12 protein-coding genes are annotated in these 12,846 nt (G+C 63.4%); 4 read left to right on the top strand and 8 right to left on the bottom strand.

Annotation, left to right across the window (positions count from 1 at the left end; all coding sequences use genetic code 11):
• Positions 1–247: 247 nt before the first annotated feature.
• The 3 genes from ACO08C_RS02745 to pseB all read right to left on the bottom strand — a co-directional run bounded on the left by ACO08C_RS02745 (position 248) and on the right by pseB (position 3,406).
• Positions 248–1,387, bottom strand: a complete 1,140-nt coding sequence (locus ACO08C_RS02745) for a class I SAM-dependent methyltransferase (protein ID WP_421787334.1) — start codon at positions 1,385–1,387, stop codon at positions 248–250.
• Between the two features lie 121 nt (positions 1,388–1,508).
• The gene (locus ACO08C_RS02740; protein WP_421787332.1) at positions 1,509–2,318 is read right to left on the bottom strand and encodes a phytanoyl-CoA dioxygenase family protein; all 810 of its coding nucleotides are present in this window, start codon (positions 2,316–2,318) and stop codon (positions 1,509–1,511) included.
• Between the two features lie 2 nt (positions 2,319–2,320).
• Positions 2,321–3,406 (bottom strand): UDP-N-acetylglucosamine 4,6-dehydratase (inverting), encoded by a 1,086-nt coding sequence (gene pseB / locus ACO08C_RS02735; RefSeq protein WP_421787330.1) that lies wholly within the window; start codon positions 3,404–3,406, stop codon positions 2,321–2,323.
• 102 nt (positions 3,407–3,508) lie between these two features.
• Here pseB and ACO08C_RS02730 point away from each other — a divergent pair, with 102 nt between their 5' ends.
• The 4 genes from ACO08C_RS02730 to ACO08C_RS02715 all read left to right on the top strand — a co-directional run bounded on the left by ACO08C_RS02730 (position 3,509) and on the right by ACO08C_RS02715 (position 7,714).
• Complete coding sequence (locus ACO08C_RS02730) at positions 3,509–4,288, top strand: cytidylyltransferase domain-containing protein (RefSeq protein WP_421787328.1); 780 nt, start codon at positions 3,509–3,511, stop codon at positions 4,286–4,288.
• A gap of 102 nt (positions 4,289–4,390) precedes the next feature.
• The gene (locus ACO08C_RS02725) at positions 4,391–4,666 is read left to right on the top strand and encodes a DUF1902 domain-containing protein (RefSeq protein WP_421787326.1); all 276 of its coding nucleotides are present in this window, start codon (positions 4,391–4,393) and stop codon (positions 4,664–4,666) included.
• A gap of 9 nt (positions 4,667–4,675) precedes the next feature.
• On the top strand, positions 4,676–4,870 hold the full coding sequence (locus ACO08C_RS02720; protein ID WP_421787324.1) for a type II toxin-antitoxin system HicA family toxin: 195 nt from the start codon (positions 4,676–4,678) through the stop codon (positions 4,868–4,870).
• Positions 4,871–4,960: 90 nt separating this feature from the next.
• Positions 4,961–7,714 (top strand): hypothetical protein, encoded by a 2,754-nt coding sequence (locus ACO08C_RS02715; RefSeq protein WP_421787323.1) that lies wholly within the window; start codon positions 4,961–4,963, stop codon positions 7,712–7,714.
• Positions 7,715–8,200: 486 nt separating this feature from the next.
• Here the strand turns inward: ACO08C_RS02715 and ACO08C_RS02710 are convergent, their stop codons facing one another.
• The 5 genes from ACO08C_RS02710 to ACO08C_RS02690 all read right to left on the bottom strand — a co-directional run bounded on the left by ACO08C_RS02710 (position 8,201) and on the right by ACO08C_RS02690 (position 12,721).
• Complete coding sequence (locus ACO08C_RS02710) at positions 8,201–8,764, bottom strand: GNAT family N-acetyltransferase (protein ID WP_421787321.1); 564 nt, start codon at positions 8,762–8,764, stop codon at positions 8,201–8,203.
• A gap of 352 nt (positions 8,765–9,116) precedes the next feature.
• Complete coding sequence (locus ACO08C_RS02705; RefSeq protein WP_421787319.1) at positions 9,117–9,890, bottom strand: DUF6624 domain-containing protein; 774 nt, start codon at positions 9,888–9,890, stop codon at positions 9,117–9,119.
• A gap of 937 nt (positions 9,891–10,827) precedes the next feature.
• Positions 10,828–11,265, bottom strand: coding sequence for a flagellar basal-body protein FlbY (locus tag ACO08C_RS02700; protein ID WP_421787317.1), 438 nt, complete (start codon positions 11,263–11,265; stop codon positions 10,828–10,830).
• A gap of 2 nt (positions 11,266–11,267) precedes the next feature.
• Positions 11,268–11,600 carry a rod-binding protein gene (locus ACO08C_RS02695; RefSeq protein ID WP_421787315.1) on the bottom strand — a complete coding sequence of 111 codons (333 nt, stop codon included), beginning with the start codon at positions 11,598–11,600 and terminating at the stop codon, positions 11,268–11,270.
• Between the two features lie 2 nt (positions 11,601–11,602).
• Positions 11,603–12,721: a flagellar basal body P-ring protein FlgI gene (locus ACO08C_RS02690; RefSeq protein ID WP_421787313.1), complete on the bottom strand. Its 1,119-nt coding sequence runs from the start codon at positions 12,719–12,721 to the stop codon at positions 11,603–11,605.
• Positions 12,722–12,846: the final 125 nt, after the last annotated feature.

Below are 12,846 nucleotides of genomic sequence, written 5' to 3'. Positions count from 1 at the left end.
GCATAGGCGGGCTGTGATTTGATCACGCCGCAGCGGGATGAGTTCCGCTGTGCGGGCGATCTAATCGGAGGGTCTCGAACAGGATTGCGGCGCTCTTGGAGGCCCTCCGGTCAAGCCGGAGGGAGGCCAGATTTGTGGATCGCTGGTCAAACACTTTCCCTCCCCCTCGTGAGGAGGGAAATCTTGCTCTCTTTATTCGTCATCCCGGGGCGAGCGTCAGCGAGAACCCGGGACCCATTCCGTGAATTCAACCGCCCGGCATGGGTCCCGGATCAGGCTCCGCCTGTCCGGGATGACGGGACAAGGCGAGGCGCTCACCTGTCACTGCATCAATCAGCGCCAGCGCCTCCCAGCCCCGCTCGGCGATCTCGGCCGCGATCTGCCGGTTCCAGTTCGGCGAGCACAACAGGAAAATGCGCCGCGCCGCGGTCGCGGCTGTTTCCGGGTGGACAATCGCGGCGGAAACGCCCGGAAACGGCGAGCCGATCTTGCTCGCCGATTTGTCGGCGACGAAGACGTTATGGAAGTCCGGCACGAGTAGCGGCGCGGCGCGCTCGGCATACTCATTCGCGCCCCAGATAAACACTGATGCCTGTCCTGACGGATCGGCGGTCCGCGCCAGCTCCGCCGCGCTTCCTGCGGCCTGTTGCCGCCGGTCGCGATCAGCCTTGGCCTCGGCATAAGCGGATTTCGCCTGTTCAAGGCGCGCCGCCGCACCTGCCAGATAATCCCGGGACGGTGGCCGCGGCGCCTCAGCCCGTGCGCGATCGACCAGCCGCGCGGCAATCGCCTGCCCATAAGCGACGGTCGGCACCAGATCGCCAGCATTTTCAACGTCGAGCCCGTGTTGCTCCAGAAGCTCCCGTAAGGTCTCCGGCGTGAAGTGCAGCAAGTGCTCGACATTGAGCGAGTCCTGCGGATGCGTTGAATAGTCCGGCACCTCCAGGATCAACACACCGCCATCTTTCAACAGCGCCAGCGCCGAACGCAGCCAGTCGCCGGCCCCGATCACGTGCTCCAGCACATAATAGGCGATCACCGCGTCGGCCGATTGCGGGGCGACCGGCGCCACACCGACTTCGAGGAAGCCTTTTTCGACACTGGCAGCCTCGTCGGCTTCGACCGGGTCGAATCCGAACGCATCGAAGCCGGCCTTGGTAAGCTCCGCACAAAACGCCCCGTCATTGGCGCCGATCTCAATGATCCGCCCACCCGCCGGCAGACGTGCGGCAACAGCGGCCCGCCGTACTTGGCCATCAAAGTGCAATTCGCCGCCGCGATGGCCGATATGCGCGTCGCGGTAATAATCCATCAGGAAGGCGCTATCCGGGCGGTTGAGCGCGAAGACGAAACCGCATTGGCGGCAGGCGGCATCGACAAATTCCATGCGGAAATCCGTCGTCCGTCCGCGCACGGTCACGGCTCGCTTACCGAGGATAACCGCCGCATCCGAGCCGCACAGATCACAGGCTGAGCGGCGCCACTCGGCTTTACGGAGAGGGCGCGGGCTAGACGTTGCGGGCATCGAGCCGGGCTTTCTGTTGCTCCAGCACGTAGCGCGACAGGCTGGCCGTATAGGTCGAGGTCAGTGCATCTGCCGTCGCCAGGTCGTTATAGCGAAGCTGGACGGAAATCCGTACACGATCCGAGGCATTGAGACCGCTCTTGTGAATGAGCGACTGATTGAAGATCAGTACCTCGTCATGGCCGACCTGGATCGGCACCAGCCGTTCGTCAGGGATCACATCCGACGCTTCGAACCATTCATGCCCGGAGTCATACGGCTTGAACGGTTTCACGCCGCCAGCATGACTTCCCGGCACCACGCGCAGCGGCCCCATATCATCCGTCATCTCGCACAGCGGGGTCCAGTTCGTCACCGCATTGGGCGACATCAGTGAATACCAGCTGTCTTGGTGCGCCGGTGTCGCAAAGCGCCTATCGCCAGGCCGGTCGAGTCGGATTAGTGGCAGCGTCCCGGCCACCGGCTTTTCAAGCCCGGCCTCGGCCAAAAGGTCGCGAACCACCGGCAGGTCAATTAGCGCGATCACCGGGGTTAGGCTGGGAAAGACCTCATAGAAGGCGCGCGTTACCGCCTGGTCCGTTTCCACCGCATACACCGCATCGAGAAACGCATCGAACCCTTTATCGCGCGGCACATCGTCAAAAACTCCGGCCGGCAGAATGCGCTGCGCGATGAATTGCGCGTGCTCGATCAGCGCGTCGCGAAGACGGGTCTTGGCGTCTGCAATCCTGGGATCCCGCACCCGCGCGAACCCGTCGCGTTCAAAATTGGCGAAAGGCCCGGAGCCGGGCACGGCTAAGCCCGCAACGCCTTCAGACGCTGTTCTACCAGCCCCTGAAGCGCCCGCGCATCCATGATTTCCGGATTGTTATCCGAGGCATAGGCAAAATCGCCCGCAACGGCTTTGGCTCCGTCCGCGAGATAACGCACCCGCATTTCCGCCTCCAGCGCCGGCAATATCGCATAGCGATCGCCCAGTTCCACCGTCTGCCGGGCATCGTCCGCCGTCACCATGACCTCGTGAAGCTTCTCACCCGGCCGGATGCCGATGATCTTGTGCGGCAAGTCCGGCGCCATCGCATGCGCCAGCTCGGTGATCGGCATCGACGCGATTTTCGGCACGAAGACCTCGCCGCCCTTGGCCATTTTCAGGCTGGACAGGACGAAGTTCACGCCCTGGTCGAGCGTGATCCAGAAACGCGTCATCCGCGCATCAGTGATCGGCAATTCCGCCGCACCGTCATCGATCAGCTTCTTGAAGAAGGGCACGACCGAGCCCCGCGATCCGATGACATTGCCGTAGCGCACCACGCAGAACACCGGCCCGTTGCGCCCGCCCATATTCTGGGCCGCCGTGAAAATCTTGTCCGAGGCCAGCTTCGAGGCGCCATAAAGATTGATCGGGCTCGCCGCCTTGTCGGTGGACAGCGCGACCACGCGCTTCACACCCCGCTTGATGGCAGCGCGCACAACGTTTTCCGCGCCCATCACATTGGTCTTGATGCATTCGAACGGGTTGTACTCCGCGATCGGCACATGCTTCAGCGCCGCTGCGTGCACCACCACATCGACATCGCGCATCGCCATGTCGAGGCGCGTCTCGTCGCGCACATCGCCGATGAAATAGCGCAGGCAGGGATGCTCGGCGGGCGAGAGCTCTTGTGCCATCTCGTATTGCTTCAGCTCGTCGCGCGAAAACACGATCAGCTTGCGCGGACGGTAGTCGTCCAGAACCGTCTTCACGAAGCGCCGTCCGAAGGATCCCGTCCCGCCGGTCACAAGAATTGTCTTGTCATTCAGGTCGATCCGCGGCTCGCGGAAATCGCGCCCGGAAAACAGGCCTTCAATATCGGCGGAGGAAAGCGTTGCGAGCGTGGCCATGGCGCACCTGACGAATCGATTTCGTTAAACATTTGGGTGCGCCGGTTAACGCGCCGTTAGGCGGAAAGCGCGATCATTTCGGTACCGATAAGGGAGATGGCCATGACGCTCGCAGTCATTGTGCAGGCTCGCGCCGCATCCTCCCGAATTCCGTTGAAAGTGCTGGAATCCATGGGCGAGCGCAGCGCGCTTTTACGCTGTATGGATCGTTGCCGCCGGATCGGGGGGGCGGAGCTCGTCCTGGCCGCGGTGCCGGACAGTTCCGAAAATGATGAAATCGCCGAAGAAGCGGCCGAGGCTGGCTACATGGTCACACGCGGACCGGAAGAGGACGTGCTGGCGCGCATCGCCCGTGCGGTCCGGGATTCCGGCGCCGAAACCATCGTCCGCGTCTCCGGACATCATCCCTTCATCGATCCGCAAATCTGCAGCCGCGTGGTCCACCTGCTGGACGACACGCATGCCGATTTCGCGTGCAATAACATGCCCTTGAAGTTTCCCGACGGGCTTCAGTGCGAAGCTTTTCCGGCCCATGTCCTGCACGAGGCCGATCGCAATGCCACCAAACCCTTCGACCGTCAGTCGGTCACCGGGTGGATCCGCACCCATCCGCGCATGCGCCGCGTCGCTTTGTCGGGGCCGGGTAACGGGCTGGAAAACCTCCGCTGGACACTGGAAGAACCGGCCGATCTGGACTTCTGCGCGGCCGTCTATGCTGAGCTCGGCGAAAGGGCCGCTACCGTTACCGCAGCGGAACTCGCGGCGCTGTGCCTGCGCCGGCCGGATATTTCCCGGCTCAACGCATCGCTCGCCCACGCCGAGGAGACGGTCGGGACGGCGGAGTTTTCAACCCCGCCGCTGGCGTTGAGTGTGGCGGCTTAGCGGGCGAGTTGCGGCCCTCTGGCGAAATGCCTAAATTTAGGGGTGAAGTGACGGACCGGCACGAGCCAAGGTCCGTCAACAGATTCGCCCGGGAGCTGAGGCATGGCGCGAAAACCGAAAAGCACTTTCTTTGTTCGCGCCCTGTGGGATGACGAAGCAAAAGTTTTTGTATCAGATAGCGATATCAAGGGCTTGCATATCGAAGCGGACACGCTGGAGGAATTCGAACGCGTGATCTTCGATCATGCGCGGGAGCTTGTATTCGAGAACCACATCAAGCCGAAGCTCGCGCGCCAATCGCTGGAATCGCTGTTTTCCGAGAAGCTGTTTCCCGGCATTATCTGGCAACGACCGGATGGTGCCGCTGCGACGATCTGATTTCAGATCATGCCCGAGGGTTTCTACAAGGAAATCATCGCGCAGTTGAAACGCGCCGGCTTCCGCCGCGGCAAAGGCGGAAAGGGCAGTCACGAAAAATGGATGGCTCCGGACGGGACGAGAGTGCTTGTTCCGCGCTCCGCGAAAAGCCGCCACACAGCGAATGCGATCATGAAAGATGCCGGAATTGACCACAAATTCTGATCGCGAAATCCTTCCCATTTACCTTTAAAATAAACGAATTCCTCACCTCCGGGCGCGATGATTCCGGGTCATCAGGCAGGAGTGCCGCGCGTGAATATCACGCCTTTCGATTTTACCGCCCTGACCGGGTGGTATCAGGCCAAAACGGCGACCCGGCTCGCGGGATTGGCGCCGCAGCCCTCGGGCGTGTCGTCCGCGGGCGCCAATCCGGCCGCGCGTCAGGGAAATGACGTCCTGCCGCCCTGGGATGTGCGCGGCGAGATCACCGGGCTCGACGAAGTCAGCCGCAAGGTGCTGGCGACCGGCCGGTTCTTCGATTCCACCCTGGCCGAGTTTTCCGCGACCGATGCCTCGGACGATATCAAGACGCTGTTTTCCATGCATCAGGGCCTGCGCCGCATGTATGCGCTGGCCGAGGAGGCGGCGGACAAGACGACCATCGACTCGCGCCGCGATTTCCTCAACCGCCGCTTTCTTGAGGGCGTCGGCCAGCTCGACGACTTCTTCCAGAACACAGATCTGGAGGGCGTGACCGTTCTCAAGGGCGAGGAATTGTCGAAGGCCGAGGCGGATGTCGCGATCTCGCGCGGCCTGTCCGAATACACCACCGGAATCATCCATTCCGGCGATTTCGACGCCGAGGTCGCCAGCCTGACCGGCACCGTCCAGTTCACCATCGCGGTGAAGAAGTCCGGCACCACCACCAATGTCGCGATCGATCTCGCGGACATGGGCGGCACGACGCGCAATCTCGACAACATCGCCGCCCATATCAATGCCGAGCTCGAAGCCGCCGGCATGATCTCGCGCTTCGAGCGCGTGAAGATTGGCGAGGAGGACGAGAACGGCGTTGTCCAGGGCAATGATTTCGGCTTCAAGATCAAGGGCGCTTCGACCGAGGTCATCACCTTCTCGGCCGCCTCCGCCGCCCCGGCCGTCTATCTGGCGGGCACGTCCGGCATCGGTGACGATGCGGGCGGTCAGGTGGTCAAGCTGACCGATCTCGCCTCGGGCACGCCGGCCACGGAATTCACCCGACGGCTGGAGGCCAGCCCGGACGAAGTGACAACCGTCGACGATGACGGCGAAGAGAGCACATCGGCCACGGCCAATCCGCTGGAATTGAAAGCCTCCGCGCTGGGGGCGGATGGCGGGCTTTACGTGTTGGGCGAGACCGGCGCGAATATCGGCGGCCGGGTCGTGAAGGGCGAAAGCGATCTCGTTCTCCAGAAACTCGATTCCACCGGCAAGATCGTCTGGACCCGCACGCTTGGCGCGGCCAGCGAGGCCGCCGGCGCCTCGCTCACCGTCGATTCCAATGGCGAAATTGTCGTCGCTGGCACGGTCACAGGCCTGCTCGGCGACACCACCAGCGTCGGCGGCACCGACAGCTTCGTCGCCAAGTTCGATGCCGCCGGTGTGGAGCAATGGCTCAAGCGCTTCGGCGGGACCGCCGATGACAGCCCGGCTGCCGTGACGGTCGCAGCGGACGGGTCGATCTTTGTCGCCGGCCAGGCCGGTTCGGCCTTCGGCGGTCAGAACCATGAAGGCGGCGCTTCGGACGGCTATGTCCGTGCCTATGCCAGCGACGGGACGCTGTCCTGGACGCGGCGCATCGGAGACACCGGCGATGAGCGCGCGCAGGCGGTCGCGATCGCGGCCGATGGCGGCCTGCTGGTCGCCAGCAATGAGGACGGGCGCGCCGTGTTGCGAAAGTTCGACACGGCAGATGGCGTCAGCGCGGCAACCTGGCAGGTCGATCTCGGCGATCTCGAAGATGGCGCGATCGGCGGGCTGACCGTCGATGGCAATGACATCTATTTCGCGGGCTCGGCCGGGTCCGGCTTCGCGCCGTCCGCTCCGCTGACCGCGCATTCCGGCGGCCGCGATGCGGTCGTCGTCAAGCTCACCGACGGGGCCACGCCCACGACGCAATGGACGCAATTCGTCGGCTCCAGTGCCGATGACAGCGCGGCCTCCGTCCAGGTCTCCGCGGGCAATGTCTATATTGCCGGCAAGACAACGGGCGAATTGTCCGGCGCGACCCAGAACGGCACCCGCAACGCCTTCGCGGCCTCGCTGGATGCCGCAACGGGCGCGGCCAATTTCACTACCCAGATCTCCGGCCGTGGCGGTATTTCCCAAGCCAACAGCCTGGTTGTCGACGCCAATGGCGACAGCATTCTCGACGATCTTGGCCTGCCGTCGGGCACGCTCGCCTATGCCGATACGCGCGTCGTGACCGACCGGACCTCGGTGCGCGAGGGCGATCATTTCTACATTTCGGTCGATGGCGGCCGCCGCAAGAAAATCACCATCGACAATGACGACACGCTGCGCGCGCTGACCTTCAAGATCAACGCGGCTTTGGTGCTCGACGGATCGTCCGATGTGCGCCGTTCCGCGGCGGGCGATGTGTTGCGCATCACGCCGAAAGCGAATGTCACGATCGAATTGTTCGCCGGCGCCGACGGCCGCGACGCGCTGCAAGGCCTCGGCCTGACGGCCGGTGCCGTCACCGGCAAGGAGAGCTTTTTAGACCGCGACAAGACGTCTGCCGCACCGAAGGTTTTCGCGCTTGAGTTCGGCAATGACATGTCGCTGGCCAGCAAGGATCGCGCCGCGGCGACGTTGAAAGCGCTGGAAGACGCGATGAATGCGGTTCAGCGCGCGTATCGCGACCTCACCACGCCGCAGGCGCTGAAAGACCTGCTGAATGGCGAGGGCAAGGGGAATAGGGGCGGGGCCGTCCCGGCTTACATGACCGCCCAGATCGCGAATTATTCCGCCGGCCTTGCCAGGCTCCAAGCCGGTGGCGGATCCAACGCGACGGCGTTTTTCTGATCCACTTGGAAACCCCTGGATTGTAATAAACCACCTCATCTTGAGGTGGCGGCGCAGCCGCCCTCGAAAGATATGGAGGCCATCCGCCCTGCGTGGTTCGAGGCCGCCTGCGGCGGCACCTCACCATGAGGTGAGTAAGGTGCAGTTTCCGGACGGCGCGACAGAAATATCACCCTCCTACCTCATCTTGAAGTGGCGGCGTAGCCGCCCTCGAAAGATCGGAGGCCATCCGCCCTGCGTGGTTCGAGGCCGCCTTCGGCGGCGCCTCACCATGAGGTGGGTTTGTGGCTGTTCAGATCGTCATCCCGGGGCGCGCCGCTTGTCCCCGCGAAAGCGGGGATGGCGCGAATCCGGGACCCATGCCGTGACTTCAGCGGTCCGACATAGGTCCCCGATCAGGCTGCGCCTGTCAGGGATGACGAAAGGCCAATCATCCCGAATGGTCTTGCCCTGTGGTGCAAGGTGATGAGCAATCGGGTGAGGGGGCTAAAGCGCCTTGCGAACATAGACCGATCCATCCTCCGGATCGTATCGGTGATGGGTAAAGCCTTCCGACAGGAAAAGGGGAAGCGGGCCGAAATGAAGATCCGCTGCGCTTTTCGCCTTCGGCCGCGGATTGCCTTCCGCGATCACCAGTCCTTGCGTGCGGAAGTCGTCACAAACAGTCCGTAGTAAGGCCCGGGCCACGCCCTTCCTCCGCCAGGCTGGATCGACAACGAAGCAATAGATCACGCCGATCCTGTCGCGATCCGCTTCCTCGTCTTCATCGAAGGCCGGAACAGAATTCATCGGCGCCGCTCCGCACCAGCCAACGGCTCTTTCTCCATCAAAAGCAAGGTAGCCGCCCATTTCACTTCGCAAGATTCGCGCTTGCACCGCTGCCCGGTTCTCCGCGGGCGCGCGGTCTTTCCAGGGTTTTTCGCAATGATCCGCGTAAAGGCAGTTGCAATAACACCCCGACCAGTCGGCATTGTCGCCAAACGCCCGATTATCGAAAAAGTCGAGATAGGGGGTAAGCAGGCCTGGGGTAATCCGTTGAATTCGGGTCATAAATATCTCCGTGCCGCACATTCACATTTTGCGGACAATCAATGATTTTCTGAGGGAAAGACCGCGCCAAGCGGCCTTTTCGAATTCAGGCACGGGGCCGAAACCGGAACAGGTTGATCAAGCAGGGACTAGCTGAACGATGGAAGTGAATTCAACGTCCTGAATGCCATACCGGTTCTGGCTGGTGCCGTCTGGGTCAAAGACATTCGATCACCTCCTCGCGGCTGCTTGTGGCTTCAATGTATATGTGGGATTGGCTGCCAATAATAGACCTGTGACCGGTCAAACTCTCCGGGCGGTCCCCATTGTCAACGCCGCAGGCTGGGGCAGGCGTGGCGGCGTTGCGATTGGCTCAATACCTTTGATCCTGCGTGCAGCGCTCGGATATTCGCGACACGTAGGCGGCGTGATGCTCCAGGCCGACGCCTTCGCGCCGCGCATCCATCTCCTCGAACGTGCCGGTATAGGCGCGTGCTTCCCACTTGCCCGGTCCGACACACCGGCCCTGTGACCCGTATAGCTGCGGCTCGCCGGAATTTACCGCGACCCGATCGGTGAGCATGGCATAGCTGGACGCCCGCATCTCTCCTGCCGCTGCGATCGGTTCGAGCAGGGTCAGCATCTCGCGCTGGAAGTCGAGATCGTGATCGGCGTGTTGAACAATCAGGAAGGCCGCGCTGGCGGCGCCCGGGCCGTATTCGGAATTCAGGAACCATCCCTGCCGCTCCACCACCGGCCGCAGCCATTCGCGATTGCGGCGATCGAGCGCCGACATCATGAGCACCATCATCGCGCGCTGTTGATCCGTCGGCTGAACCGAACTGTCGGGGCGCGAGACAGCGCTTAGCCAGTTCCGCACATATTGTTCCTGCGCGACCAGCAAAAGCAGGCAATCGGCCGTCGGGTTCACCGCGTGCTGCCGGTACCACAGAAACATTTCTGTCGAATTCGTCGGTTGTACGCCGTCAAAGCTCAAGGCCGTCAGCGCATCCGCGACTTCCAAGGCGTGCGCTTCGCTAGCACCGGAGCGCTCGGCAATCTCCGCCAGATCTACAGAAGCCGCTACATCGCTGGGGCAGTCCGCGGCGGAGAGCGCCAGCAAGGCGCCCATCATTGATGTCAGCATGTATCGTCCTCCCAACCGGCAGGTAAAACGATAAATTGTGTCGGGAGAAGGGCGGGGTGATTCGAAACTGACCTGCGGCCAGCACCTCACCATGAGGTAGGAGGGAGCAAAATTCACGGATGACGCGACGTTTAGGCCAAACCACCACCTCATCCTGAGGTGCTCGCGGCTTGTCCCCGCGAATGCGGGGAAGCGAGCCTCGAAGGATCGGAGGCCACACGCCTTGCGTGGTTCGAGGCCGCCTTCGGCGGCGCCTCACCATGAGGTGAGTTTGTGGCTGTTCACCTCGTCTTCCCGGGGCGCGCCGCTTGTCCCCGCGAATGCGGGGATGGCGCGAACCCGGGACCCATGCCGTGACTTCAGCGGTACGGAATGGGTCCCGGATCAGGCTCCGCCTGTCCGGGATGACGAATGTGGGGATATCGCGACACCTTCCCCCCCTGGTGGGGAGGGGTAGGGGTGGGGGCAATTTTCGCCTTTATGTTCACCCCACCCTGACCGCTGCGCGGTCTTCCCTCCCCATCAAGGGGAGGGGATGGATGCGCGGGAGGTCGGCGGACGCAAATAGCCTTTCATGCCTTGCCGGGATTGTTTTCGGCGCCGGTTTTTCCGGTCAAGGGCGCGAATGCGCCGCTACGCGGTTTCACCCTTGAGCTGAAAACCCGGCGCGAAAGACTGGCCAGCATGGAATGTAAGGCGGGGACACCTTGGCTTTCCTTCCTCGCGAGGGGGCCGACAACGCAATCCCGGCAAACCATCGTCATCCCTGCGAAAGCAGGGACCCAGTTGCGTCCTCGGAACGATCAAGCCCTGCGCCAACCATCCGGCAGCGTCGCCGCCGCGCCAGCTGTGCCCAGGACGACAGCGCATCAGCGTCGCTCTGGGTCCCCGCTTACGCGGGGATGACGTTCTTGTGACATTTGGGAGGGCAGCCAGCCTAAGCCCGCTGGTTCACCGCAATCGCGGGCGCGGCGGACGGTTTGCGGGTCGAGCCCGGCCCGTACCCGGCATCCTGGTCGCGCAGGCGCGCGGCCTCATCGGCGACCGAGCGGACAATGCCTTCGGTCAGCACCCGCAACGCGTCAACAGCACGGCCATTGGCATGCAACGCGTCGGTAAAGGACGCGGTGACACTCTTCAGCTGCTGTTTCAGCGCCGCCGGCGCCGCTTCCAGCCGGTCGGGGTCCTGCTTCACGGCAGCAATCTCGCGACGGTAAATCGTCGCCAGCTTGGACTTCTCATCCTGGAAGGGCTTGGCGTCCAGCGGCTTGTGCGCTTCGAACAGCGCGGTCTCTTTCGCGATCAGCTCGGTCAGGCGCGTGGTCAGAAGGATCAGCGCCTCGGCGCGTTCGGCCGGTGTGTTCGCTGCCAGCATGGTCAGCCGCCCTCCGCTTCCTGATAGCGCAGGATCTCGGCGGTCAGATTGTCGGCCAGGCCGAGCCCGCCCGTGCCCGCCATGACGCGCGCATATTCCTCGTGAAGAATGCCGGTAAAGGCCGCTTCGCCGGCGCCCCCGCCGAACGGATTGTTCTCGCCGACGCCCTTGAACATCGCTTCGATCATCTGCGACAGGAAGAAGGCCTCGAACTCCTCGGCAACCTGGCGCGCCTGTTCCTCGTTCTCGACACGGCGCAGCTGGGGCTCGCGGCCCGAAGAGGCGCTCGACAGCGCCTGGGCCAGCTGGGCATCGGGGTTGAGAAAACCGTCCACCGCTAGAGCACCTCGATCTCGGCCTGCAGCGCGCCGGAGGCGGCAACCGCCTGCAGGATGGCGATCATGTCGCGCGGCGAGACGCCCAGCGCGTTGAGCCCGTCGACCAGGTCGGACAGCGACACGCCATCGTCCAGCACGCCCAGCCGCGCCAGATCTTCCTCGACGCTGACATTGGTGCGCGGCAGGACCACCGTCTCGCCGGTATCGGAGAACGGGGCGGGCTGGCTCGCGACCGGCATCTCGCTGACCGAAATCGTCAGATTGCCCTGGGCGATCGCCACGGTGGAGACCCGCACATTCTCGCCCATCACGATCGTGCCGGTGGCTTCATCGATGATGACGCGGGCCGGCAGGTCCGGCTCGACCCGCAACAGCTCCACCTCGGACAGGAGCGAGACCATGTCGCCCTCGAAATAATCGGGGCGTGTGAGCACGACCGTGGCGGGGTCGGCGGCGCGGGCGGCATCGGAACCGAGATAGGCGTTGATCGCCTCGGCGGTGCGTCGTGCGGTGGTAAAATCCGGATTGCGCAGGGCCAGGCGGATGGCCGAGCGGTTGGCGAGATCGAAGCGCAATTCGCGCTCGACCAGCCCGCCATTCGCGATGCGGCCGGCCGTCGGCACGCCGCGCGTCACGCTGGCACCATCGCCCTCGGCGGCAAATCCGCCGACCGCGATCTGGCCCTGGCCGACGGCATAGACCTGCCCGTCGGCACCGATCAGCGGTGTCGCGATCAGCGTGCCGCCCTGCAGCGAGGACGCATCGCCGATCGCCGAGACTGTGATGTCGACGCGCGTGCCCTGCGTCGCGAAGGGGCGCAGATGCGCGGTGACGATCACCGCGGCGGTATTGCGCGTGTTCAGCGTGGCATCGCGGGTATTAACATCGAACCGTTCCAGCATCGCCGACAGGGATTGCCGCGTGAAGGCGGCATTGCGCAGGCTGTCGCCCGTCCCGTCGAGCCCGACCACCAGGCCATAACCGACCAGCTGGTTGTCGCGCACGCCTTCGACATCGGCGATGTCTTTGATGCGCGAATTGGCATGGGCGGGCGTGGTCAGCACGGCGAGGCCGAGCGCAAAGGTGAGGGCGGCAAAGATATAGGTGGCGCGGCGCATATTCCGGGGTATCCCCTGTTGGTCTTGCACACGGAGTTGCGAATTCCGTGCCATTGCGCAGCAGGCACAAACATCTAAAAACAATAAGGAAATCCGGACAGCGACAGCTGTGTATATCGGCAAAT

The organism is Hyphobacterium sp. (assembly GCF_965229905.1).
In the GTDB taxonomy this organism is placed as follows: Bacteria; Pseudomonadota; Alphaproteobacteria; order Caulobacterales; family Maricaulaceae; genus Hyphobacterium.
Note: the sequence above shows the minus strand (reverse complement) of the source record. Positions and strands in the feature narration are given on the sequence as shown.